The organism is uncultured Tateyamaria sp. (genome assembly GCF_947496075.1).
GTDB lineage: Bacteria > Pseudomonadota > Alphaproteobacteria > Rhodobacterales > Rhodobacteraceae > Tateyamaria.
On sequence record NZ_CANMBJ010000003.1, the window covers coordinates 250,239 to 274,235 of the forward strand.

Below are 23,997 nucleotides of genomic sequence, written 5' to 3' on the forward strand. Positions count from 1 at the left end.
GATCACACCCGGATCGTGTCGCGCGTCGTTGCACCGACACAATCGGCAAAGCCGCGCGCGGCAGCAATCACGCGGTCGGTCGCATGGCCCTCGCACAAAAGCATAGCTGATGAGGCCAGCATGGATACACGGTGCGCCCGCGCATGCTGCACCAGTTGCAGCAAGTGCCGTTCGTCTTCAGTGACAATGCTGGAACATCCTTCGCATCGGGGATTGGAAAAGCGAAAGGTCGACCGACGGGACGTGCGCATTTCGTGTACGACCGCCAAGGCCCTGCGCATCTTTTCCGCGCTGTCGGGGCCGGGAAAGAAATAGTCCGCCCCAAGCATGGCCGTCACCCATGCGCCGCCAAGCGGTTCAGAAAAGGACACACAGAAATACCGCGCGGCGGACAGGAATCCGTACTCGACGGCATCCGCATCTAACGCTTCTAAGGACGTGTCGCCCATAGACATAAGGTGGCAACAATTGTGTGGTCTATCAGCCATGATACTCATCCTTGGCGGGTCGGCCGTCACGGTCAGCGACAGTTGCGGACCCGCGTTCAGGCAAGACCCGATGGCAATAGACATCCATCGGATGCGTTCGCATTCGCAGCAGATCAGGCTTTACTCCGTCCGCAAACTTGGCTGCAAAATCCAGCAGCCGCAGTATCCCCGGTAGATCTCGTGACATCGCCAAAGCCCCCATTCACAACAGAATTCCCGGGCATACGATTGGTTTCGCGGCTTGGTTTTAGAAAGATGATAGAAAAACTCAGGATTCGGCAAGCCATTTCCGACAATTTTGCTCGGAAAGGCTTGCTTTCCGCCGGGGCTGCTGTAATTGACTGTTTCTGTAAGATTAAGATCTGTGGGAACAGGGAGTATTTCCATGACTGCAAGAACCTATTTCGTCACCCTTGCTGCTGCGGCCATCACCGCCGCAAGTGCTGCGGCCGAAGGCGAACTGAATCTGTATTCATCACGCCACTACGACACCGATGAACGCCTGTATTCAGAATTCACCGAAGCCACCGGCATCACCATCAACCGCATCGAAGGCAAGGCCGACGAGCTCATCGAGCGGATGAAAGCCGAAGGTGCCAACTCGCCCGCCGACATCCTACTGACAGTAGATACTTCGCGCCTGGAACGCGCCAAGGACGCAGGCGTGTTGCAGTCGATCGAAAGCGAAACGCTCGAAGCGCGTATCCCCGCCAACCTTCAGGACGGCGACAATCAGTGGTTCGGCTTCAGCCAGCGCGCGCGCATCATCTTTTATGACAAGAATGACGTGGCAAACCCGCCCGCGACCTATGTGGATCTCGCGGACCCTGACTATAAAGGCCAAGTGTGTCACCGTTCGTCCTCGAACGTCTACTCCCAAACTCTGCTGTCGGCTGTGATCCAGAACCACGGCGAAGAAGCTGCCAAAGGCTGGGCACAGGGTGTGGTCGACAACTTTGCCCGCTCGCCCCAGGGCGGCGACACGGACCAGCTGCGCGGTCTGGTGTCTGGCGAGTGCGACATCTCGATCTCAAACACCTACTACTTCGCCCGCGCCATCCGCAAAGATGTCGATGGTCTGCCTGCCGATGCCCGCGCCAATATCGGCTGGGTCTTCCCCGCGCAGAATGCCGAAGGCGCGCACATGAACCTGTCAGGTGGCGGCGTAGCGGCAAACGCTCCGAACAAGGAAAACGCAATTGCGTTCATGGAGTATCTGGCCAGCGATCAGGCGCAGCAATACTTCTCGGCTGGCAACGATGAATACCCTGCCGTACCTGGCGTCGGCCTCAGCCCATCGGTGGCTGCGCTTGGGCTGTTCCGCCCCGATGGCGTGGACCTGACCGAGGTGGCCAAGAACGTGCCGACCGCTCAGAAGATCTTTAACGAGGTGGGCTGGGAGTAATTCCGCTCAAACGATGAAGAATTAGGAAGGCGCGGTAAAAGACCGCGCCTTTTCTTTTCCTACTGGAATTGTCAGGATTGACGTACCCGACAAAAACAATCAACATATCTGCAATGAGTCTCAGCCACCCTATTCGGGCAGCCCGGACGCCGCTGGCCCAACAGGAGGTGAGACATGGTGAGACGACACGTAAGCAGACGCGAAAAAGCCCGCAGGTGCTGTGAAAAGCCGTGCTGCCAGGAACTGCTGCAGGGTGCCCTTGGTGGGCTCTACGGCGATGATCAATGTCTTGAGCGCATGCTTGATCATCTGGAGCGGGCATCATGAATGCGATGACACAGGTCCCGAACACAACAACCGCGCCCGACCCGCAGCAGATCGATACCTATGACGCACGCGATCTGATCAAGGACGGTGTGCAGGCGTCCATCGTGCTGGATGGACAGGTTTACTATCTGCGCATCACCCGCGCAGGCAAATTGATCCTCACAAAATGAGCAGCGCACATCACGCCCGTGGAGGTGCGGCCGTCGCCGCTCTCAACCGCATGGACGAATGGGAAGCCAACCTTGTCCTGAATTTGCGCCTGTGGTGCGAAGGGCCTGCCGGCAAATCGCAGGCGCGCCAGGATTATAGTAATGTGTTCCCCGCGCCCGAAGCAGATCGCGCATGGCAAACCTTTGAAGGTCTGCTGAACAAGATCATCTGCACCGCTTCCCGACCGCTTGTCCGGCACGAGGTGGGGTGCAACTGCGTTGGTTCGGACGAATGCGTTTTCGTAAACCTTGTCCGCACGGCATCCGACGGACATCTGAACGACGCAGCGCTGATTGCAACGCTGCTGTCGGGTCCGGCCCACGCTGAGCACATCGCCCTTATGGCGGGCGAAGTCGGCACCACGATCCGACGCATCCACAGACCAGTACCACCCGCAGCCAAACCCAACGAGGTGCGCCTGCACTAACCCGTCAGAAAACAAAATAAGGGAAAGCCACCTATGAAACTGACAATGACCACTGCACTCGGGACAGTGCTATTGGCAGCCGCCCCCGCACTTGCGGATAAGGCCGCCGTTTTAGACAATTATGCTGATATTGCGCTTGCCAAATACACTGACAGCCTGACCACAGCTCAAACGTTGTTGGCAGCGGTAACTGACCTCACCGAAAACCCTTCGGCCGAAGCCCTGCAGGCGGCGAAAGAGGCATGGCTGGCGTCTCGCGTGCCCTACCAACAGACTGAAGTTTACCGCTTTGGCAACGCCATCGTCGATGACTGGGAAGGCAAGGTGAACGCTTGGCCACTGGACGAAGGGTTGATCGACTATGTCGACGCCTCCTATGGCGGGGCGACAGATGAAAACGAATATGCCGTATTGAATGTTGTGGCGAACGCAACCTTCACCCTATCAGGTGAGACTGTTGACGCGTCAGACATCACGCCTGAACTGCTCGAAGGTGCGCTGCACGAGGCGGACGGCGTCGAATCGAACGTCGCGACCGGCTATCACGCCATCGAATTTCTGCTGTGGGGTCAGGATCTTAACGGCCACGACGCAGGTGCAGGTAATCGCCCCTGGACGGACTACGCCGCGGGTGACGCCTGCACAGGCGGGAACTGCGACCGCCGCGCCGACTATCTGACAGCAGCAACGGAGCTGCTGGTGTCAGATCTGGAATGGATGGTCGCGCAATGGCAGGACGGCGGGGATGCCCGCACCCAACTGACCGCAGACGAAAACGCAGGCATCAGCACCATCCTGACCGGCATGGGCTCGCTCAGCTACGGCGAGCAGGCCGGTGAGCGAATGCGCCTTGGCGTGCTGTTGAACGACCCCGAGGAAGAGCACGACTGCTTCTCGGACAACACGCATAACAGTCACTTCTACGACGCGCTTGGCATCCGCAACGTCTATCTGGGCAGCTATACGTCCATCGACGGCACCATCGTGTCGGGCGAAAGTCTGTCGTCGCTCGTCGCTGCGACTGACGCGGGTGTCGACACCGAACTGCGCGCCAAGCTGGATGCAACGATGCTGGAAATGTCAGAGATGAAAACGGCCGCCGAAGCCGGGTTTGCCTATGACATGATGCTTGAGCGCGGCAATGACGCGGGCGAGGCGCTGATCATGGGCGCAGTTGAAGCGCTGGTGGATCAAACCCGGTCTATCGAACGGGCCGTGGTAGCCCTTGGCGTTGACGCGATCGAGTTCGAAGGCTCGGACAGCCTCGACAACCCCGACGCTGTGTTCCAGTAACGGTTCCCCATGCGTGGCACCGGGGTTCCCCTAAACCCCGCCGCGCACATCGCCATCCTCCGGGTGGCCCCCTCGCGCGCACCGGATGTTTCCGCGTTTCCGGTGCGCGCGTTGCAAATCCAGACCTGAATACCCAGCTCAGCTCAGCAACAGCGAGGTTACCGAATGGCCAAGACCCCAAGCCCCTGCATCGACGTCTGCAAGTTCAAACGCGAAGGTCATTGTATCGGCTGTTCCATGACCAAGACGCAGAAATCGATGTTCAAGCAGTTGAAGAAGGACAAGCACCGCGCAGCCTTTGTCGAGATGGTGGTGACCCAGCAAAAGATGCTCGGCCAGTACAAGCACTGGGTGCCGCAATACCTGCGCAAATGCCTCAAGAAGAAAGCGAAATCCGTTCAGGCGGTGCGCGACGCGGCCTGACATCCTGACACAAGGATCGCGCCATGCTCCGCCTTCCTGCCACCTGTCTCCTTCTCTCTACCCCTGCCGTTGCCGACTACAGTCTGGCCATCACGGACACCGGCAAACGCGACTATTACTGTACGATCACCGTGGCCCTGACCAATGACAGTGATGCGCATCTGACTGAAATCAACGCGTTCTTTCTGAACTATATCGGCGACAAACAAGTGGGCGGTCCAAGGGCGCTTCCTTTTTCAATGTCGCGCCCGGCGCTTCGGTGTCAGCGGTTTTCGAAACGCCCAACGCGCCTTGCGCCGAGGTCGAGCGTTACGACATGATCATCGGCGCCTGCCGCCTTGGTTCGTCATTCGAAGACAAAAGCGTGTGTGTCGACCAAATGGCACTCACCCCACCCTTCGGGGCGGCGGCACCCCTTGAGTGACAAGAAAAAAGCCGCCCCAGCGGAACGGCTTCAAAAATTACTGCTTGCTCACATCACGCCAGATGGGACCGCAGGAACCATGCGAACTTTTCGTGCTCCTGACCGCGCGCAATGCACAAGTCTTCGGTCAGTGTGTCGCCATGCTCGGCTGCCAACTCGCCACAGCCCGCCAGTGTTGCAGCCAGGGTTTCCTGCGCTTCCTGCATGATCTTGATCATCTCTTTGTCGGTCGCATGGCCGTCATGCTCTTTGACCTTGGAGCGCGCCAACATGCCCGCAAGCGTACCCTCGGCAAACGCATCGATCGCGCGGATACGTTCGGCCAGATCGTCCTGCGCAACAAAATGATCTTCGTAAATCTTCTGAAACAGGTCGTGCAGCGGGCCAAAGGCCATGCCCTTTACATTCCAATGGAAATTCTGCGCCAGCATCGTCGTCACCGCGGTTTCCGCAACAGACTGGTTCAACGCTTCGGCAATGGCAGCGCGTGCATCAGTAGACAGCGCAACAGCTGTTTGAGTCATCCCTACAATCCTCTTTATTTTGACGCTGGCTTGCACGGTGCTGGCTGGCTTGCCCAGTATTAGTTAGGCACCCAGATCAGATAGGCAAGTGGTTTTTAGAACAATTCTAACTCAGAGAAAAATACTCTGAAATACGGCCCACCAGAAAACGGACCAAACGACGGTGTTCCGGCAGCACGCGGGACCTCAGCAGAAAGCCGACGCTTGCCTCATCCCGACGCACCACAGCCTGACCGAGCTGTATCAGCCACGTCTCATCAAAAGACATCTCAAGCGTGCCGGGCGTATGCAATCGCGCGGGTTTTCCAAGGGCTTGGCTCAAACATCGCATCAACGCCTCGGCATGGGCTTCTTGCGAGGCAGTGCGGGTCACATGCAACAAGGCGCAGGCTTCAAACAAGTCGGCGCGCGGTTTGGACCGGCATGACATGGACATGAAACGCAAGTGATTGATAAAGGCAAACGCCTCGGCTGATACTGGCCGAATGGGCCGCGGTTCAGCCACCATATCCAATCGCAAGGGCACCATGTCGCAGGTCTCTCCAAGGGTGCGAAGCAGGAATCACCTCGCCAATACAAATTCCTGAGTATATTTATAAGCTATGAGTAAGATCACAAGCATATTCCCGACCATACTTGTCGGACTTTTGACATTTCCTGCCGGTGCAGTGGCCGAACTCACAGACTTACACCTGCCTGTGATTCCAAGAACAGCGGCCGAGGCCGAGCGTATCTCGGCTGTCACGCAACCCACCACCGATTTCACAAAAGCCGAACAATTCGAAAACAATCCGGCCGGGGCCGCGACTGTACGCGTCAGCGACACACGCAACGCATTCAGTCAGCCATCGGGCAATATCAGCTTTGAAAAAGAGCTGGATTTCAAAGTCGGCAACGGCCTGTTCAAAAAGCTGTGGGTGTCTTCGCCCTCGTCCACACTTGCATCCGACGGGCTAGGGCCACTCTTCAACGCGCGGTCGTGCCAGCGCTGCCACCTGAAAGACGGGCGGGGTCATCCACCTGCGGGGCCAGACGACAAAGCAACATCAATGCTCGTGCGCGTGTCAATCCCCGGCGGCGCATCCCTCGAGGACATTGCAGACTACATCACCACCCAGCCCGACCCGAACTACGGCGGCCAGATTCAGGATTTCTCGGTCGCAGGGGTCGATGCCGAGGCAAAGCTGCAAATCACCTATACCGAAGAGGTCATCGCGCTCTCGGGCGGTGAAACCGCCTCCCTCCGACACCCCGCCTATGACCTGATCAACCTCGGCTACGGCCCGCTGCACCCAGATGTGATGCTGAGCCCGCGCGTGGCGCCGCAAATGATCGGGCTGGGCCTGCTCGACGCGATCCCCGCGGCGGATATCCTCGCAATGGCCGATCCCGATGATGCGGATGGTGATGGCATCTCGGGCAAGGCCCAAATCGTCATGTCCAGCGCATACAATGTGCCGATGTTGGGGCGGTTCGGCCTCAAGGCGGGCAAGCCCTCTGTCTGGGAACAATCGGCAGGCGCTTTTTCCGGTGACATCGGTATCTCAACCACATTGCACCCCGCAGGTTACGGCGACTGTACCGAAGCGCAGACCAAATGCCGCACGGCACCCAACGGCAATACAACGGCGCACGACGATGCCGAGATCGGCGATGTGGGGCTTGAACTGGTGTCGTTCTATTCCTCGAACCTTGGCGTGCCCGCGCGCCGCGATATCGATGATCCGCAGGTGCTACGGGGCAAGCAAGTGTTCTATGATACCGGCTGCATCTCCTGCCACACACCCAAGCACGTCACGCACCGGCTCGACGGACAACCCGAACAAAGCTTTCAGCTGATCTGGCCCTATACCGATCTGCTCCTGCACGACATGGGCCCCGGTCTGGCCGACAACCGGCCCGAGGCGCGCGCGAATGGCCAGGAATGGCGCACACCGCCGCTTTGGGGTGTCGGCTTGACGGAAACCGTGTCCGGCCACACGTTGTTCCTACACGACGGGCGCGCCCGCAACCTGCTTGAAGCGGTCCTCTGGCACGGGGGCGAGGCCAAACCACACAAACAAACGGTCATCGACATGCCGCCACCCGACCGCGCCGCCTTGATCCGTTTCCTTGAAAGCCTCTGACATGCGCTTTGCCCTGATCCTCCCCTTCCTCGCCCTACCCGCTTTTGCCGACGTGCAGACGGCATTGGATGATCACATCCTGCCCGGCTACATGCGCCTTGCGGACGAAACGGCAAAACTCGCCGAGGCGGCACAGGCCGATTGCACCCCCGACGCGCTGCAACCGGCGTTTCACGCCGCGTATGACGCGTGGATCAGCATCAGCCACATCCATTTCGGGCCGTTGGAAGATCAGGCGCTTACACTCACCATGTCATTTTGGCCCGACCCCAAGAACAGCACCAGCAAAGCGCTCGCACGTTTGACCACTGCTGCTGATCCCATCGTCGATCAACCAGAAGCGTTTGGCGATGTTTCTGCGGCGGCTCAGGGCTTCACGGCCCTCGAACGGATGCTCTACGATCCGCAGCCCGATGCGGATTACGCGTGCCGTCTGACACAGGCCATCGCCACGGGTCTGGCGCAGAAGTCCGACAGCCTAAACGCTGCCTGGCCCGCCTTCGCCGACCAGATGCTGAGCGCAGGCACCGGCGGTAACGCCCGCTTTCAAAGCGATATGGAGGCGCAACGCGCCCTCTACACGGCCCTGTCCACCGGTCTTGAATTCCTGCATGATCAACGCCTTGGTCGCCCCCTTGGAACGTTTGACCGCCCTCGGCCCAGCCGAGCCGAAGCGCGGCGCTCGGAACGGTCCCTCCGCCATATCGAATTACAGCTTGCAGCCCTGGAACGGCTCGCCGCAGCGATGACCAACGCCGATCTTGGCGCGACAAGCGCTGCCTTTGCCGAAGCGCAGGCACGGGCCGACGCCCTGGAAGACCCGGCTCTGCAGGGCGTCGCCGACGCCGAGCAACGCTTCAAGGTCGAGGTGCTGCAACAGGCCGTGCGCGCCGTACAGGTCGCCGTGATTGACGAGATCGGCACACCCCTCGGCATCACTGCCGGGTTCAACGCGCTCGACGGAGACTGATGCCCTCGCGTCGCGCCTTCCTTGCCGGGCTGACCTCGGCCTCGCTCACACCCACGCTCGGATGGGCAGATGTGGGCAACCCGATCGCACTCAGCGCCGCGATGGATCGCGAGGGGCGCTACCTGCTTATTGGGCTGACGGCCGCTGGCGACATCGCCTTTCGCATCCCCCTGCCCGCCCGTGGCCATGCGGCTGCCGCCCATCCCCACCTGGCCGAAGCCGTTGCTATCGCCCGCCGCCCCGGCACCTTTGCCAAGGTGATCGACTGCAGCACCGGTGACGTCACCCAAACCCTGCGCGCACCGACAGGGCGGCACTTCTACGGGCACGGCGCCTTCTCCGGCGATGGCACCCTGCTCTTCACCCCGGAAAACGACATCGCGACGGGACAGGGACGCATCGGCGTCTGGGACTGCAGCGCAGGCTACAGACGGCTCGATGATTTCACATCAGCCGGAATCGGACCGCACGAGATCCTGCGCCTGCCAAACGGCACGCTCGCCGTCGCCAACGGGGGCATCCGCACCCATCCCGCAACAGGACGAGACAAGCTCAACCTCGATACCATGCGACCCAACCTCGCGCTGTTTGACACGAGCGGACGGATGACGGATTTCGCTGAAGTGCCAGAGGCCCGTCACCACAACTCCCTCCGCCATATCGCGGCAGCTCCCGACGGAACTGTCGTCTGTGGCTTCCAATGGCAGGGCGATCCGTTCGACACACCCCCTCTGGTGGCGCTCTACACCGGCAACGGCACATTGAAGCCAACGGATATGGACGAAACAATGCTCTACCAGTTGGACGGATATATCGGCAGCGTTAGCGCCTTCGGAACAGGGCACTACGCAGCGTCCTCACCCCGCGGCGGTCTGGCTTTTCAATTCGACCAAACAGGTCAGCAGGTTGGCACGTACCGGATGCACGACGTCTGCGGGCTGTGTGCCGCACCGGACGACACCTGCCTTGTGACGGACGGCACCGGCCAGGTCCACACATTGACGCGTGACACGCTCACACACCGCACGACATACACGCTCGCCTTCGACAACCACCTGACCGCCATCTGAAAGGGCCGCCCATGTTTATCGCCATGAACCGCTTCACCGTAACCAAGCATAAAGCAGAGGCATTCGAAGCGCTCTGGCTCGGGCGCGACAGCCACCTGAAAACCATGGATGGCTTTGTCGAATTTCACATGCTCAAAGGACCCGAAAACGAAGACGGCACACGGCTCTACGCCTCGCATACGGTCTGGTCATCGGAAGAGACATTTCGCGCCTGGACCCGGTCAGACGCCTTCCGTGCAGCGCACAAGGACGCAGGCAACACGGCCAAGCTGCACGAGGGCGCACCAACGTTCGAAGGCTTCTCAGTGATACAGGAAATCTCGGCAGACGCCTAAGTAAACGCGTCCGCTTTGACGCAACCGCGTATGCTTTGAGCTGCCTCAACATAAATCGCTTTTTGTGCTTGGGTCCGCTTCAAAAAACGCAGACAGCACCGATATTGGTGGCTATCGACCTTGTTCAAATACTTTCGGCGAAAATCGCCAGTACAAATGGGCTCCGTGACATGATCCACCAGCTCCGGCAGAATGCTCTGTCTGCTGTCCACCGCCTTCTGTTGATCGCACTCGTTTGCGCCAGCTCGACCGGAACAGCTACCGCGAACCAGCAGTGGCAGGAAACGCTGGAAGGCTTTGTGGATGGATTCGTAACGACCGGTCTGGATCAGGACGCCGTTGCGGGTGCCGTGGTGGTTATCGTCTCCGGCGATGACGTCATCCTGTCACGTGGCTATAGGCTGTCGGATGTCAGAACCGCACGCTCTATGAGCCCCGAGGCTGACATCATCCCGCTGGCATCCGTCACCAAGGTGTTCACTGCACTGGCGATCCTGCAACTGGAAGACAACGGTCGGCTTTCCTTGGACGACCCCATTGCGCGGCACCTTCCCAGGCTACAGCTGAACCAGCGTTTCGGTGATGTTACAATTGCTCATCTGCTCAGCCATACAGCGGGGCTGGAAGAACGCTATTCGGGATATTTCGCGGTGCATGGCGAACAGGGCAACACACCGGCGATTGAACAGATTTCAAAAATCCTGCCACGGCAGATTCGTCCACCCGAAGATGTCATATCCTACTCGAATGCCAGCTACGTTTTGCTGGGTGAAATCATTGCTCAAGTCTCGGGCCAGCCGTTCGAAGAATATATTACCGATACCATCCTGTCCCCTTTGGGAATTGACAACGCCCGCTTCATGCATGAGCCATCCGAACTTCGAGGGACCAGCCCGTTTCATGTTTGGGATACCGGTCGCTATGTCGCCATCGATCCATCGCCTTTTCACGCGATACATCTAAGCTCGGGCGGTCTCGCGCTGACGGCCGAAGCTATGGGCCGGATCATGCAACTGTTGCTGGCGAAAGGCACCGGCGATGAAACGCCTGCTCTGACCTCAACCAGCATTAATAAGATGTACGAACCCGCGTGGCCGGACGCTGCAGAGTTTTCCGGGCGCGCACTTGGGTACTGGACCGAACGCTGGGCCGGTCACACGGTCTACCACCATGGCGGCAGCCATTTTGGGTTCCACACCAATATGGTGCTCGTCCCGTCCATGGACCTGGGGTTCTTTGTTGCCGCAAATGGTCCCAGTGGCAGTGCGCTCACGAGGTTGCCACGCCGTGTGCTCAGAGAAGTGATTGCACCGCATGAACGTCCGGTTGCGGCGCGTTCCGACTGCGACACCGCCTGCCTGCGCGATTTCACTGGTCATTACATCCCCACGCGGCGCAACGAGACTGGTCTGGATCGATTGCATGCCCTCAATTCCCATCGCATGGACCTACAAATCGCCGATGACGATATGCTTCTTTTGTCCGGCCTTGACCATTCCCGCCTGTTTCAAGCAATAGCGGAGGACCAATTCGAAACGCCAGAAGGCGATTTTCGTCTTGGGTTTCGACGCGATGTATCCGGCGGTGTCATCGGCGCTCACTTTAGCGGCGGGATTCACACATTCGACCGCACAGGGTTTTGGCACAGCGCAGCCTCACTAAACTCAGCGCTGTGGGCGGCTTTGGCCGGTTCTCTTCTGTGTTTGGCGGGCGCGGTGATAACGTGGCGCTCAAAAAGCCACCTGACAGGTATGACTTGCTCGTTGGGCTTGGGCTGGATAGTGGGCGTCGGTATTTACATGGTTGTCCTGGTGCCACTGCTGAATGGTCGAGACCTTTCTTCTCATGCCTCCGCAGGTATCGGTCTTTGGACTCTAACCTGCCTCTATGCGGCTGCCGTGGGGACCCTTGTGTGGTCCGCAGCATGGCTTCTACGCCCGCTGCAAAGCGCAAATGCAATGCGAACGGAGCGGTTTGTGGTCTTCGCTGCTATGCCCCTTTTTGCGTGGGCCCTTCTCGCCGCTTGGATTTGGAATTTGCCAACCGCCGCCCTGACATGGTGAAAATCAAAAACTCTTTGGCGGTTGGAACAGAAAGCAAACGATGACACGCCCCTAGACCAATGGCGGTGTGTGGCGCATCTTTCGGTCAGATGCAGGATGTAACAGCCATCAGGTCGATATGAGTCCATGATATTTATCCCGCTGCCTTTTGTCGTTGCGCTTCTGCTGGTGCTCCTCTTCCTCAGTGTGGTGCAGCGGAACAATGAACATCCGACAAACTTCGCATTTCTTGCACTCATCGCCTTGGCCGCAATGCAATCCGCTCTCATCGGCCTGCGCTTCGGCTATGGGGTTGAGTGGTTGCGGTTTCTCTCGCCCCTCATTGCAAGCGTGATGGCCCCAGTGGTGTATTTTGGGTCTTTGCATCTCGCCAAGCCACGCCCTTATGCAAAGACCCTGACAGTTGCGTCTCATGGTATTCCACTGCTGCTCGTCTCGCTCTCCATGCTGGCTTGGCCGCTTGCGCTTGATGCCATCATCATCGGCACGTTCATTGTCTACGCAGTCCTGCTGCTGCTTCTTCTGCGGTCGGGCGAAGACTCGCTCAGATTGGTTGCGCTTGAAGGCGTGGGGACCGTTCACCGCGCTCTGGTCTTTGCAGCGCTCGTCCTGCTGTTCTCGGCAGCGATCGACACCCTGATCACCTTCGATATTGCCTTCATGGACGCGCGCCACGTGCCGCAACTGGTTTCGGTTGGGAATGTCGCAACCTTGCTCTTCCTCTCCATAGCCGGTGCTGTTGCAAGCAGAGGCCGAGCACCGGAAGATCACGCACCCCCGCCGGTTCGGATGCAGCCGGAACCAGAGGCCCCGGATGACCCGGTGATCATGAACAAGATCGAAGAGCTGATGACAAAAACCCGTATTTATCGGGATGCTGACCTGAACCTTGATCGGCTCGCACGACGGCTGATCACCCCGGCCCGGCAAATCTCCGGGGCCATCAATCGAACGACGGGAAAGAATGTTTCGCAATACGTCAATGATTTCCGCATCAGCGAAGCCTGCGAACAGTTACGATCTGGCACCAAGTCGGTAACAGAAATCATGTTCGACGCCGGGTTTCAGACCAAATCGAACTTTAACCGCGAGTTCCGTCGCGTTACCGGCATGACCCCTTTGGAGTGGCGCAAAGCCAAAGGATTGCAACAAGAGTTTGAAGCCTGACAGCCACCTGAAGTGACTAAATCGCGATTTTGAACGTCCCGGATCGTGATCTAGGTCGCGGACAAACAGCACGCCGCCGATCCTGGTGGCATGAACACATTCACCGATCACAACCGCCAGATGGCAGAGACATTGCGAGAGCTTTCAATGTCTCCAGTCCCATCACCCGACATGGTGCCAACACCGCTCCGGCGCTTTCCTCTGAAATTGGCCGCCGTCCTCGCCGGCACTGCACTGCTGTTGGCCGGTGCCGCCTTCGGCCTACGATCAGAAGGGACCCAAACGCCATTCCAAAGCGCGCCGGCAGCGAAAGAACAACTTCCACCTTTGTCAGAGGCCTCGCCCTCGGTAGCCGCACCTATGGTTCGGGAGATTACCGGATCAGGTTACGTCATCGCCCCGGACATGGCCGTCATCTACGCCGAACGCGGTGGTACAATCACCGACATTCTGGTCGAGCCCGGGGATCACGTGGTTGCAGGGCAAGCTTTGCTTCTGGTCGAAGAGTCCGGTGTCCGCTTCGCCGCCCAAGAGGCACAGCTCGCGCACACTGAAGCGAAGCTGACGCTTGCAGCCGCACGCATATCCGAGGCGCAGGCCAAGAACATTTTGAACCGGCGGACGGAGTTGCGCCAACGAGGGGTGATCGCTAGCGAACGACTTGAAGACGCAGAACATGCCTTCCTCATCGCAGCCAACTCTGTCGAGCAGGCCAAGGCCACGCTCGACGACGCGGAGCTGGCGCTACAAATCGCCGAAGACAGGGTTGCCGACCTAACCGTGCGCGCGCCGATCCCGGGCACGGTGACCCAACTCTCGGCGCATGTCGGCGACGCAGTGCTCGACCGCGTTGACGCGATCCACGACGGGATCGGTCTGATGATAATTGCCCGGCTCGACACCTTGGCGATCGATGCTGATGTGGCCGAAAAGGCAATCGGACGCCTTCAGGCGAACCTCGTTGGCGAGGCTGTGCTGGACGCCTTTCCAGATCACACCTTCAACTTCGAACTCCACCGGGTCGCACCATACGTGAACGCAGCCAGAGGAACTGTCGCGCTGCGACTTGCACCCATCGCGCCGCCGCCGGGTATCCGGCCCGGCATGGCCGCCCGCATCCGCATTGCGCTGTCCCCTTCCTCCTCGCACGACACACAAGAAACCGGAGCCAGAAACTGATGACGACATTAAAAACCGAAAGCCCGTTCATTGCCCTCAGCGGCGTCAGCAAAACCTACCGAACCGGCAATGAGAGCTTACCAATTTTCACAAATCTCGACATGACCATCCAAGGTGGCGATTTCGTTGCCGTGATGGGCCCTTCCGGCTCCGGCAAATCAACACTTCTCAATTTGCTTGCCGGCATCGACCACGCCGACACCGGCGACATTCAAATCGCCGGCCAAAGACTGGACCACATGGGCGAGGCGGCTCGCGCAGCCTGGCGCGCGCATCACCTCGGGATCGTGTTCCAGTTCTACAACCTGTTGCCGATGCTCACGGCGGCGGAGAATGTCGAACTGCCGCTGCTGCTCAAGCCGATCCCTGCATCCGTGCGGCGTGAGCGGGTCGCCAAGGTGCTCGACCTGGTTGGTCTCGGCGGACGTGGCAAACAGAACCCCACGCGGATGTCGGGCGGTCAACAGCAGCGCGTCAGCATCGCCCGCGCCATCGTGGCCGACCCAAGCCTCCTGCTCTGTGACGAACCAACCGGAGATCTCGACCGCAAATCCGCCGACGACGTTCTGGCCATGCTCGGGTATCTGAACCGCGAATTGGGCAAGACCATTGTCATGGTGACCCATGATCCCGAAGCGGCCAACGCCGCCAATCGGACACTGCATCTGGACAAAGGAGTCTTTGTCGAAAACGAGCAGGTGGCAGCATGACTTTTCTTGGCCTCATCCGAAAAAGCGCGGTGCGCAAACCGCTGCGAGGCAGTCTTCTGATCGTTTCCGTCGCCATGGCTTTCCTGATCTACGGGCTGACAGCCAGCTTCATCGCCGGATCACAGGGTACAGCCGCCGCCAGCGATGATCTTCTTGGCGTGATGAATGCTGCTGGTCGGGCACAACCCTTGCCGCTGGCATACTTACCTCGGATCACTGAACTGCAGGGCGTTGCCGCGGTCAGCCCAATAACGCGCCTGCGCGGCAGTGTGGGCGACGCACGCAACGTCGTGGCAGTCAGCGCGGGCAACCCGGACAAGTTACTTGCAGTCAGCGGCAAAGAACTCGGGCTGACAAACGCTATGGTCGATGCGCTCGATGATGGGCGCGACAAGGTTCTTGTTGGCCGCGCACTGGCCCAAGCACAGGGTTGGAGCATCGACGACACACTGACCGTGACGGCCTTTCGCACCAGAAAAGCCGATGGAAGCCGAGACTGGCGTTTCGAAATTGCGGGCATATTCGATGGCAAAAGCCCCAGCACCGACACCTACTTCATCCTCGCCCAGTATGATTACATCAACAACGCACGAGGCAAAAACAGGGATACAGTATCCACCTTCGCGCTGCGCCCTGAACCGGATGTCTCCCCACAGCAACTGGCGCCGCGGATCGATGCGCTTTTTGCCAATTCGGCGGCGCCCACGCGCACGCTGTCCGAAAAGCAGTTTCTGAGCGCGTTCCTCAGCCAATACGCCGATGTCAAACGCGTGGTCACGCTGGTTGTCAGCGTCTCATTCGTGACGCTCTTGATGATTGTCGTAAACACGTTGGTTTTTGCGCTCCGCGAGCGCCGCTTTGAAATCGGCGTTTTGAAGGTTCTGGGGTTTCGGTCATCCCGGATCATGATGATGGTTCTTGCCGAAGCGCTCTTCGTGTTCCTGGTCGGCGGCACGATCGGCATTTGCCTGGCCAAGCTGGCCAGCCTTGCCGCCCCACCCGCGCTTGGGCTGGTTCTGGACACAAATGTAGCCCTCCGGGCCTTTGCACTGATTTTCCTGCTTGGTCTTACCTCCGGAGCACTTCCGGCACTTTCGGCCATGCGCACGCCAATCCTGTCAGCTTTCAGAACGAGGTAACACCAATGATGGCTTCCATACGACAAACCATGGCAATGAGCCGGGCCACGTTGCTCAGTGTGCCTCGGCGCATGGCCATCTCGCTCTCAATGGTCGGATCAATCATGCTGGTCGTGTGCGTCCTGAGCGGTTTCCTGTCCATGGCGCGCGGTTTTGAAATCACGCTCCAAAGCGCCGGATCACCCGACGTTGCCGTTATCCTGGGCGGCGGCACGCGCGAGGAAGTGAACTCCGAAATCCCTCCTGATATCGCACGGTCCATCATGGCAAAAGGCAATGACATCGGCGTCCTGCGGAATGCTTCAGGCACACCAATCCTGTCACGTGAACTTGTGGTCCCGGTTGAGTATCGCACGCAGCTCGACACAGCGGGAACGACGCTGGCGCTCCGCGGAATGGAGGCCTCTGGTCTGACGATCCGATCGGGCGTGACGCTTTCATCAGGTCGCCTCGTATCATCAGGCGCGCGCGAGATTCTGGTGGGGGAACAACTGGCAACAAAATATCCGGGCCTCGACATCGGAAACGACATCCGGCTGGGCCCGGTCGTCTGGACGGTGGTCGGCCATTTTTCCGCCGGTGGAAGTGCATTCGAGTCCGAGATCTGGGGAGGTTTCGACGCGGTCGCTTCGGCGTTCAACCGCGTGGGAGAGGTGCAAAGCCTGCGGCTGAAGCTGACCGAACCTACCGCAATCGACAGGCTCAAATTGTCCATGTCCGAGTTTGCCGACGCACAGCTCATGGCCTTCACCGAAGCCGATCTTTACGCCGGGCAATCCGAGGCAACCGCCCAACTGATCCGAATGTTCGGCTGGCCCATTTCGTTGTTGATGGCGATCGGTGCCACCGCGGGCGCGCTCAACACCATGATGAGCTCGCTGTCGGATCGGACGGTCGAAATCGCTACGGTTCGTGCGCTGGGTTTCAATCGCTTTTCTGCTTTTTTCTCTACCTGGCTGGAAGCGTTCCTTCTCTCTGCGGTTGGTGCCAGTCTTGGTCTCACCCTCTCGTGGCTGGCACTGAACGGCTGGCAAACCAGCACGATGGGGGCCAACGGCGCCCAGATGGCGTTCCGATTTGTCGTTAATGCCGATGTGATGACGATCACCGCTTTGGTGGGCGTTGCCATCGGAGGGGTCGGCGGGGCTCTACCCGCATTTGCAGCTGCCCGGCTTCCCGTTGCAACCGCACTAAGAGCGCGGGGATAAAGCGTTGTCGTTCCCAAACCAACCGCTGCGAACTTATTATCGCCCCTTGATCTGGATGCTGAACGACCGCTGCGCGCCCGGTGGAGGGACAGGAAACGGTGCGGCACCCCGGATCACCTGCAAGGCCGCGTTGTCCAGATCGCGAGAGCCGGAGCTGCGTGCCACCGACACGGCACTCAATCCACCATTCGATGCGATGCGGAAGCTGACGGTGGCCACACCACGATCCCCGACACGCGGGCGACGTGCACGTTGCAGCTTTCGCATGATCTCGCCGGGATAGTTCGATGCTGCCGCGTTGCCTGCCTGCGCTGCTCCCGCGTTCCCCGTTGCCCGCGGTGCCGCACGCACCGCCGTGCCGTCTGCCGCCCCAGCGCGCGTGTTCGTCCGCGCCTGATTGCCACGCGGCGCAGGGGGATCAGGGGTTCGGCTTGCCGTCTGCTGTGTTGTCTGACGCGGCGCTGGCGGCGGATCATCCGGCTTGTTGCGCTCTTCAAAGGCACGGGTGCGGACCTTGGGCCGCAACGATTGCGTCAGATTCAACCGGTCAGGGTCTACCGCGGTCAGGGTGTCGGGTGGTGCAGCTGGTTGCAGCGCGGGCGGTGTCTCGGAAACAGAGGGCGCGACACGCAGAGTGGGTTGTGGGACCGGCGCTGCATCAATCGCAGACGCACTGGCCGTCACCTGATCTGGCTCGACGCCGGGTATTGTGTCATCCACGTCTTGCTGTTCGACACGTGTATCTGGCTCCGCGACCCGGATGTTTTTGATGGGCGCCTGATTGATCGTCTGCTCAGTCGGCTCAACCGTCTCCACTGTCTGCTCAACCGGGACAGGTTCCGTCACATCGGTGGTTTCGATGCCGGTCAACGTGCCCTGGGCCAGATCGGCAAAAGCATTGCCCAGTGACGCCTCGGTCGCCCCGGTCTGCCCACCTTCCATTTCGACAGGTTTGATAAGGTCCAGACGAATCAACCCACCCACATGAAGGGTGGCAGCCATCAGAACCGCCAGCACTGCGACAGAACGTGACCCGGCAATCATTCCAGCCCCCGTTCAGTTACGATGATCACCTTTCCAGCACCGGCACGGCGCAAATCTCTGCCCAGAGCGACCAGTTGAGCGGCGGGCAGCGTGCGGTCCGGCACAATGCGCACCTCGTCCCGCGCTTCGGGGTCAAGCCCGGACACATAAATCTCTGCATCCGCTTGATCAGTGCCACGGAAACTCAAAGTCCCATCGGCGCGAATGACCAGCGCATCCGATGGGGGCCGCCCCTCAAGATCGGCGGTCCTGACAAGGGTCATGTCCCGATCCAACGGCGGTGCCAACGTGCCTGCGACCATGAAAAACACCAGCATCAGGAACACGATGTTGATCAGGGCAATGGTCGGCTCTCGCCTTGACCTTGGCGCACGCCCACGCATCACGCATCCCCCAACACGGTGACGCGCAATCCTTGAACGGCACGCAGGACAACCAGCACATCGGTCAGCCGCTGTGCCGTCACCCCACCCTGCAAGCTGACAATCAGTGGCTGCACCTCTGCCGCAGGCACAGTGTCACGCAACGATGCTTCCAGCAGCGCGATCCCGACACGTTCACCATTCAGCGCCAACATCTCCTCACCGACCTGCAAAAACAGCGGCGGCACGTCTGCGGGTGCTGCAGCCTGCCCTGGCCCTCCGGCAGTCAACTCGACCTCCGCAAATTTCGAAAAGGTCGACGTAAGCATAAAGAACAGCAGCAACAGAAAGATCACGTCGATCAGCGACGTCATCGACAACCGCCGCACCCGTCGCGTTCTAGCCATGGGCGGGCATCATGTTCGCGCCCGGGTCGGATGCACCCGCCCGATTGGCAGGAGCAAGAGCCGTCAGAACAAAGGTGTCGGCCACAACCCGCTCCGCCTCCATCCGCGCCTCAAACCAGGACAGCAACAGTGCTGTCGGCATAGCGACGACCAGCCCGACAGCCGTGGTCAAAAGCGCCACCCATATCCCACCCGCAAGAATAGAGGGGTCCACCTGTGCCCCCGCGGCCTGCAACGACTGGAACGCCTCGATCATCCCCAGAACAGTACCAAACAGCCCCAGAAGAGGGGCCAGTTGTGCCACAGAATCCAAGTATCGGAATCCCCTCTCCAACTGGGAAAAACGCTCCTCCGCCATGGCCAGCAGACGGTCCTTGTCACGCCCTTCAAATGCTGCGGCCACAACGGGTGCCAGATAACTCTTTGATTGCTCAAGCGCCGTCCGCGCACTTGTCCGATCGCCTGCGTCCCAAGCCGCCACAGCCGTGCGCAACGCCGCATGGTGACCGACATGCGCCACCGAAAACTGCCACAGTTTGTAGAGAACAACAGCGAGGGTGACGACCGACACCCCGATCAGCACCATAACCACGGGGCCGCCCAGATCGAACACGGCCATCAATTGTGCAAAAATCGCATCCAACATCAGCCCAGCACCTCGATCTCGACCCGGCTCGACGGCAGCAGGCCTTTGGCGCAGTCGCCCTGCGCCAGACCCTCGGCCGTGCAGGTATGCAGACCATTGAACAGCACGCGACCCAAGCCCTCGCAGGACAATTCCGGCACGGCAAATTGGCGGACACGCGGGCGACCCACCGGCAAGGCTCCGAAGTCGAACAGGGTCAATCGGTCCACGCGACCGGCGGCATCAAACAGCACGGTTTCATAGACAAGCTTGTCGATATCAACAGGATGGCCGTTGGTGACCATGAAGGTCAGGGTACAGGTCCCCTCCCCGTCCGATACGGTGTTCAACTCGACGGCCACCTTGCCGGTCACATCGGTCTCTTGGGCAGCAACCGCCGTGGGCGCCAGTATCAAGATCAATGCAAAAAGACGTGCAAACGTTGTCCCCATGTCATGCTCCTCGGTCGAGAGTAAGGGCTGACCTGGCAAGCGGCTGGGGACCCGGGTTACGGTCTTAAAACCACTAATATGGCCGTATCGCAATACCTGATTAAAGCACTCGGCGGGTAGGACGTTTGCAACCAGTCACTGCGCCGGATGTTCTCTTACACTCTCCACAGATGGAACGGCGGCAAGCAGGTTCCGCGTGTAGTCCTGCTGCGGCGATGCAAACACCGCGTTGCGCGTACCGTATTCAACGATATCGCCCATATACATGACCGCCACGTCGTCACACATCTGCTGTACCACGCCGAGGTCATGACTAATGAAAAGATAGGTCAGGCCGAGATCTCTTTGCAGGTCGTGCAGCAGATCCAGAATCTGAGCCTGTATGATCACATCAAGGGCGGACACCGCCTCGTCGCAGATGATCAGACTGGGGTTGGTGGAAAGCGCCCGCGCAATGCTGATCCGTTGCCGCTGCCCACCCGAGAACTGGTGCGGAAACAGGTGCATCTGCTCGCGCTCCAGCCCCACCTGTTCAAACAACTCCGCCACCCGCGCATCGCGTTGCGCAGCGGGCAAATTGCCCAGATTGTCCATCGGTTCGCGCACGATAGCGCCCGCACGCAGGCGCGGGTTGAGCGACGAATAGGGATCTTGAAAGATCACCTGCACATTCGTGCGCGCCCGGCGCAACGCCTCGCCCTCAAGCGACAGCATGTCCGTGCCATCCAGAGTCACCTGCCCAGCCTGCGCCGCCACCAACCGCGCCACCGCAAGGGCTGCCGTGGTCTTGCCCGACCCACTCTCCCCCACGATGGCCAGCGTTTTGCCCCGCTCCACATCAAAGCTGATGCCGTTCACAGCGGTGAACATCTCGCGCTTGCCCCAGCGTTTCTTCACGGGGAACTGCACGGTCAGGTCGCGGACACTCAGAAGGGGCTGCTCAACCTCTGCCTTCTGTTCGTTCAGGTCGCGCGTTTCCGGCGTCAGATGCGGCACGCTGGCGATCAGCGACCTCGTGTATGCGTGCTGCGGGCGGTTGATCAGGTTGGCGACAGTGCCATCCTCGACCTTTTCACCCTTGAGCATGACAACCACCCGATCAGCCATTTCGGCGACCACACCCATGTCATGGGTGATCAGGATCGTCGCAGTCTGGGTCTCCTTCGCCAGCTCGCGCATCAAGTCAAAGATTTCGGCCTGCACAGTCACATCCAGGGCCGTGGTTGGCTCATCCGCGATCAGGATCTTGGGCCGACAGGCCAGCGCCATGGCAATCATCACCCGCTGGCGCTGCCCGCCGGACATCTCGTGCGGATAGGTGCCGGCACGGCCCTTGGCGTTGGGAATGCGCACCGCATCCAGCAGATCAACAGCATTGGCCCAGGCCTGCGCAACGCCTTGGTTCTGGTGATGGCGCAGCACCTCTGCAATCTGCTCTCCTACGGTATAGACCGGGTTGAGCGATGTCATCGGCTCCTGAAAAATCATGCCGATCTGGTTGCCCCGGATGCGACGCAGGTTGGCGTCTTCCATCTGCGTCATGTCCTGACCTTCGAACATGATCCGGCCCGCGGCGACACGGCCAATGCGCGGCAGCAGCCCCATAACCGCAAGCGCAGTCATCGATTTGCCGCTGCCGGATTCGCCCACAATGCTCAGGGTCTCACCGGGGTTCAGCCAAAGCGACAGATCATCGACAACCGGCACCATTCCGCCCCGAGTGGCCAGCTCGATGCGCAGGTTTTCGACAGAAAGAAGCGGTGCGCTCATCGTTCCCTCAGCTTTGGGTTCAGGGCGTCGTTCAGGCCGTCACCCACAAGACTGATGGCCAGAACGGTAATAAAAATGGCGATGCCCGGCACGGTGACGGTGTAGCTGGCGTCGAGGATATACTGCCGGTTCGACCCGATGATCTGGCCCCAACTGGCGACATTCGGGTCAGTCAGACCCAGAAAGCTCAAGCCCGCCTCGAACAGGATGGCCGAACCAACCATGAGGGCCGCCTGCACGATGATGGGTGGCAGCGCGTTGGGCAGGATCACCCGGAACATCAACCCGCCATTGCGCACGCCCCCGGCGCGGGCGGCGGTGACATATTCCAGCTCGCGGATGCGCAAAAACTCCGCCCGTGTGATCCGCGCCACGGCAGGCCAGCTGACAAGGCCAATGGCAATGGTGATCATCATCAGCGACGCGCCAAACAGCGCAACAATGACCATGGAAAACAAAAGCGTCGGCAGGACCTGAAAAAACTCGGTCAGGCGCATCAACACTTCTTCGACCCAACCGCGATAGAACCCGGCAAGCGCGCCAATGGTGATGCCGATGGTGACGGTGACAAAGGCAGCGGCAAGGCCAACCGTCAGCGACACCCGCGCACCGTGGATGAGTAGGGACAACAGGTCCCGCCCAAGGTAGTCGGTGCCAAACAGATACCCTTCTGTCCCAGGCGGGGTGAACGGAGCCCAGACCATGTCAAACGGGTTGCCGGGATAGAGCACCGGCCCAAGAAGGGCGATGGCAACGATCGCCAGCAGAATAACCAGCCCCGCCACCGCCGCATGGTTGCGCCGAAACATCTCGAACGCTTCGGCAAAGGGCGACCGAGCCTTGAGTTGCGTTTGCTCGCTCATGCCTTCCCCCTGACCCGCGGATCAATCAGGCGCAGCACAAGGTCCGTCAGCAGGTTGCCAACAATCACCACAAGTGCGGAGAAAAAGAGGATACCCAAAATCGTCGGGGTGTCCCGTGCAAGGATCGAGGTCAGCGCAAGCTGCCCCAGCCCCGGCCATGAAAACACAGTTTCGACCAGCACGGCGCCCGAGATCACGGCCGAAAACTGCAAACCTGCCAGCGTCACAACCGGCGGCAGCGCGTTCTTGAGCGCGTGCTTCATCGTCACGTCACGCGGCGACAACCCCTTGGCCTTTGCCGTGCGGACATAGTCCGATCCCAGAACCTCCAGCATCGAGGCGCGGCACAGGCGGGAATAAAGCGCGATGAAGATCGACCCAAGCGTCAACATCGGCAGCACCAGATGGTGCGCAACCGACAGCACTTGGGGAAAGAAACCTTCAACCGTCACGTCCCGCATCCCTGCGACGGGAAAGAGCGGGACTTTCAGCGAAAAGGCAATCAGCAGCAGGATACCCGTCCAGAACACAGGCGCGGCATAGCCGAACAGCGCAAAGAGCGTCACAATATGGCTCAGGATACCGTTGGGCCGCTGCGCCGCGAACACGCCCAACAGAATGCCCACCACAAGCGCAAAGATCTGCGCGGAAAACACCAGCAGCAACGTGGCGGGCAAACGCTCAAAGATCATCTCGGTCACGGGGCGATTGTAGAAATACGATTGGCCCAGATCGAACTGGAACACCCGCCAGATGTAGTTGCCCAACTGCACGATAACGGGTTGATCCAACCCGTACTCGGCCCGGATTTGAGCCACCAGCTCGGCACTGGCCCCGCCCATATCGGCGGCAATCGTATCAACCACATCGCCCGGTGCCAGATTGATCATGGTGAAATTCAGCACCAGGACAGCTAGCAACAGCAGCAACCCGTAAAGGGTGCGTTGCGCCAGTACGACCAGAAATCCCATGCACCACCACCTCAA

The 23,997-nt window shown here is 59.7% G+C and carries 29 protein-coding genes; 16 read left to right on the plus strand and 13 right to left on the minus strand.

Annotated features, from left to right (window positions below):
* Window positions 1-2: 2 nt before the first annotated feature.
* Together Q1A51_RS12125 and Q1A51_RS12130 are read right to left on the minus strand one after the other, a co-directional pair.
* On the minus strand, window positions 3-488 hold the full coding sequence (locus Q1A51_RS12125; protein ID WP_299605388.1) for a hypothetical protein: 486 nt from the start codon (window positions 486-488) through the stop codon (window positions 3-5).
* Window positions 481-675 carry a hypothetical protein gene (locus Q1A51_RS12130; protein ID WP_299671348.1) on the minus strand — a complete coding sequence of 65 codons (195 nt, stop codon included), beginning with the start codon at window positions 673-675 and terminating at the stop codon, window positions 481-483. The genes Q1A51_RS12125 and Q1A51_RS12130 overlap by 8 nt, the downstream gene beginning before the upstream one ends.
* A 198-nt stretch (window positions 676-873) precedes the next feature.
* Here Q1A51_RS12130 and Q1A51_RS12135 point away from each other — a divergent pair, with 198 nt between their 5' ends.
* Window positions 874-1,893 (plus strand): Fe(3+) ABC transporter substrate-binding protein, encoded by a 1,020-nt coding sequence (locus Q1A51_RS12135; protein ID WP_299605385.1) that lies wholly within the window; start codon window positions 874-876, stop codon window positions 1,891-1,893.
* A 129-nt stretch (window positions 1,894-2,022) separates the two neighbouring features.
* On the opposite strand, the gene Q1A51_RS12140 is transcribed toward Q1A51_RS12135, so the two are convergent.
* Window positions 2,023-2,202, minus strand: a complete 180-nt coding sequence (locus Q1A51_RS12140; protein ID WP_299605383.1) for a hypothetical protein — start codon at window positions 2,200-2,202, stop codon at window positions 2,023-2,025.
* 14 nt (window positions 2,203-2,216) lie between these two features.
* Here Q1A51_RS12140 and Q1A51_RS12145 point away from each other — a divergent pair, with 14 nt between their 5' ends.
* The 5 genes from Q1A51_RS12145 (at window position 2,217) to Q1A51_RS12165 (ending at window position 4,893) form a co-directional block, all read left to right on the plus strand.
* The gene (locus Q1A51_RS12145; RefSeq protein WP_299206126.1) at window positions 2,217-2,390 is read left to right on the plus strand and encodes a hemin uptake protein HemP; all 174 of its coding nucleotides are present in this window, start codon (window positions 2,217-2,219) and stop codon (window positions 2,388-2,390) included.
* Window positions 2,387-2,857 (plus strand): hypothetical protein, encoded by a 471-nt coding sequence (locus tag Q1A51_RS12150; RefSeq protein WP_299605381.1) that lies wholly within the window; start codon window positions 2,387-2,389, stop codon window positions 2,855-2,857. Before Q1A51_RS12145 ends, Q1A51_RS12150 begins: the two co-directional genes overlap by 4 nt.
* Before the next feature lie 33 nt (window positions 2,858-2,890).
* Window positions 2,891-4,150 carry an imelysin family protein gene (locus tag Q1A51_RS12155; protein ID WP_299605379.1) on the plus strand — a complete coding sequence of 420 codons (1,260 nt, stop codon included), beginning with the start codon at window positions 2,891-2,893 and terminating at the stop codon, window positions 4,148-4,150.
* Window positions 4,151-4,315: 165 nt separating this feature from the next.
* Window positions 4,316-4,573 (plus strand): DUF1289 domain-containing protein, encoded by a 258-nt coding sequence (locus tag Q1A51_RS12160; protein ID WP_299605377.1) that lies wholly within the window; start codon window positions 4,316-4,318, stop codon window positions 4,571-4,573.
* Window positions 4,574-4,596: 23 nt separating this feature from the next.
* On the plus strand, window positions 4,597-4,893 hold the full coding sequence (locus tag Q1A51_RS12165; RefSeq protein WP_299605375.1) for a hypothetical protein: 297 nt from the start codon (window positions 4,597-4,599) through the stop codon (window positions 4,891-4,893).
* Window positions 4,894-5,050: 157 nt separating this feature from the next.
* Here the strand turns inward: Q1A51_RS12165 and Q1A51_RS12170 are convergent, their stop codons facing one another.
* The gene (locus Q1A51_RS12170; RefSeq protein ID WP_299206116.1) at window positions 5,051-5,521 is read right to left on the minus strand and encodes a DNA starvation/stationary phase protection protein; all 471 of its coding nucleotides are present in this window, start codon (window positions 5,519-5,521) and stop codon (window positions 5,051-5,053) included.
* A gap of 106 nt (window positions 5,522-5,627) precedes the next feature.
* Window positions 5,628-6,050 carry a hypothetical protein gene (locus tag Q1A51_RS12175; protein WP_299206114.1) on the minus strand — a complete coding sequence of 141 codons (423 nt, stop codon included), beginning with the start codon at window positions 6,048-6,050 and terminating at the stop codon, window positions 5,628-5,630.
* Between the two features lie 73 nt (window positions 6,051-6,123).
* On the opposite strand from Q1A51_RS12175, the gene Q1A51_RS12180 reads away from it, so the two are divergent.
* The 10 genes from Q1A51_RS12180 to Q1A51_RS12225 all read left to right on the plus strand — a co-directional run bounded on the left by Q1A51_RS12180 (window position 6,124) and on the right by Q1A51_RS12225 (window position 17,488).
* On the plus strand, window positions 6,124-7,647 hold the full coding sequence (locus Q1A51_RS12180; protein ID WP_299605372.1) for a di-heme oxidoredictase family protein: 1,524 nt from the start codon (window positions 6,124-6,126) through the stop codon (window positions 7,645-7,647).
* 1 nt (window position 7,648) lies between these two features.
* On the plus strand, window positions 7,649-8,617 hold the full coding sequence (locus Q1A51_RS12185; RefSeq protein ID WP_299605370.1) for an imelysin family protein: 969 nt from the start codon (window positions 7,649-7,651) through the stop codon (window positions 8,615-8,617).
* Window positions 8,617-9,687 (plus strand): DUF1513 domain-containing protein, encoded by a 1,071-nt coding sequence (locus Q1A51_RS12190; RefSeq protein WP_299605368.1) that lies wholly within the window; start codon window positions 8,617-8,619, stop codon window positions 9,685-9,687. The genes Q1A51_RS12185 and Q1A51_RS12190 overlap by 1 nt, the downstream gene beginning before the upstream one ends.
* A gap of 11 nt (window positions 9,688-9,698) precedes the next feature.
* Window positions 9,699-10,022: an antibiotic biosynthesis monooxygenase gene (locus tag Q1A51_RS12195; protein WP_299605366.1), complete on the plus strand. Its 324-nt coding sequence runs from the start codon at window positions 9,699-9,701 to the stop codon at window positions 10,020-10,022.
* A 170-nt stretch (window positions 10,023-10,192) separates the two neighbouring features.
* Window positions 10,193-12,085, plus strand: a complete 1,893-nt coding sequence (locus Q1A51_RS12200) for a serine hydrolase domain-containing protein (protein ID WP_299605364.1) — start codon at window positions 10,193-10,195, stop codon at window positions 12,083-12,085.
* Window positions 12,086-12,211: 126 nt separating this feature from the next.
* Window positions 12,212-13,252 carry an AraC family transcriptional regulator gene (locus tag Q1A51_RS12205; protein WP_299605361.1) on the plus strand — a complete coding sequence of 347 codons (1,041 nt, stop codon included), beginning with the start codon at window positions 12,212-12,214 and terminating at the stop codon, window positions 13,250-13,252.
* A 90-nt stretch (window positions 13,253-13,342) separates the two neighbouring features.
* Window positions 13,343-14,431: an efflux RND transporter periplasmic adaptor subunit gene (locus Q1A51_RS12210; protein ID WP_299605359.1), complete on the plus strand. Its 1,089-nt coding sequence runs from the start codon at window positions 13,343-13,345 to the stop codon at window positions 14,429-14,431.
* Window positions 14,431-15,141: an ABC transporter ATP-binding protein gene (locus Q1A51_RS12215; protein WP_299605356.1), complete on the plus strand. Its 711-nt coding sequence runs from the start codon at window positions 14,431-14,433 to the stop codon at window positions 15,139-15,141. The genes Q1A51_RS12210 and Q1A51_RS12215 overlap by 1 nt, the downstream gene beginning before the upstream one ends.
* Complete coding sequence (locus Q1A51_RS12220) at window positions 15,138-16,280, plus strand: FtsX-like permease family protein (protein WP_299605353.1); 1,143 nt, start codon at window positions 15,138-15,140, stop codon at window positions 16,278-16,280. Before Q1A51_RS12215 ends, Q1A51_RS12220 begins: the two co-directional genes overlap by 4 nt.
* A 71-nt stretch (window positions 16,281-16,351) precedes the next feature.
* Window positions 16,352-17,488 (plus strand): ABC transporter permease, encoded by a 1,137-nt coding sequence (locus Q1A51_RS12225; RefSeq protein ID WP_299605351.1) that lies wholly within the window; start codon window positions 16,352-16,354, stop codon window positions 17,486-17,488.
* A gap of 36 nt (window positions 17,489-17,524) precedes the next feature.
* On the opposite strand, the gene Q1A51_RS12230 is transcribed toward Q1A51_RS12225, so the two are convergent.
* The 8 genes from Q1A51_RS12230 to Q1A51_RS12265 all read right to left on the minus strand — a co-directional run bounded on the left by Q1A51_RS12230 (window position 17,525) and on the right by Q1A51_RS12265 (window position 23,982).
* Complete coding sequence (locus Q1A51_RS12230; RefSeq protein WP_299605349.1) at window positions 17,525-18,490, minus strand: energy transducer TonB; 966 nt, start codon at window positions 18,488-18,490, stop codon at window positions 17,525-17,527.
* 38 nt (window positions 18,491-18,528) lie between these two features.
* Complete coding sequence (locus Q1A51_RS12235; RefSeq protein ID WP_299605347.1) at window positions 18,529-18,915, minus strand: biopolymer transporter ExbD; 387 nt, start codon at window positions 18,913-18,915, stop codon at window positions 18,529-18,531.
* The gene (locus Q1A51_RS12240) at window positions 18,915-19,301 is read right to left on the minus strand and encodes a biopolymer transporter ExbD (protein WP_299605344.1); all 387 of its coding nucleotides are present in this window, start codon (window positions 19,299-19,301) and stop codon (window positions 18,915-18,917) included. Before Q1A51_RS12240 ends, Q1A51_RS12235 begins: the two co-directional genes overlap by 1 nt.
* Complete coding sequence (locus Q1A51_RS12245) at window positions 19,294-19,947, minus strand: MotA/TolQ/ExbB proton channel family protein (protein WP_299605342.1); 654 nt, start codon at window positions 19,945-19,947, stop codon at window positions 19,294-19,296. The genes Q1A51_RS12240 and Q1A51_RS12245 overlap by 8 nt, the downstream gene beginning before the upstream one ends.
* On the minus strand, window positions 19,947-20,378 hold the full coding sequence (locus Q1A51_RS12250; protein WP_299605340.1) for a hypothetical protein: 432 nt from the start codon (window positions 20,376-20,378) through the stop codon (window positions 19,947-19,949). Before Q1A51_RS12250 ends, Q1A51_RS12245 begins: the two co-directional genes overlap by 1 nt.
* Before the next feature lie 135 nt (window positions 20,379-20,513).
* Window positions 20,514-22,148 (minus strand): ABC transporter ATP-binding protein, encoded by a 1,635-nt coding sequence (locus Q1A51_RS12255; protein ID WP_299605338.1) that lies wholly within the window; start codon window positions 22,146-22,148, stop codon window positions 20,514-20,516.
* The gene (locus Q1A51_RS12260) at window positions 22,145-23,011 is read right to left on the minus strand and encodes an ABC transporter permease (protein ID WP_299605335.1); all 867 of its coding nucleotides are present in this window, start codon (window positions 23,009-23,011) and stop codon (window positions 22,145-22,147) included. Before Q1A51_RS12260 ends, Q1A51_RS12255 begins: the two co-directional genes overlap by 4 nt.
* The gene (locus Q1A51_RS12265; RefSeq protein WP_299605332.1) at window positions 23,008-23,982 is read right to left on the minus strand and encodes an ABC transporter permease; all 975 of its coding nucleotides are present in this window, start codon (window positions 23,980-23,982) and stop codon (window positions 23,008-23,010) included. The genes Q1A51_RS12260 and Q1A51_RS12265 overlap by 4 nt, the downstream gene beginning before the upstream one ends.
* Between the last annotated feature and the right edge of the window lie 15 nt (window positions 23,983-23,997).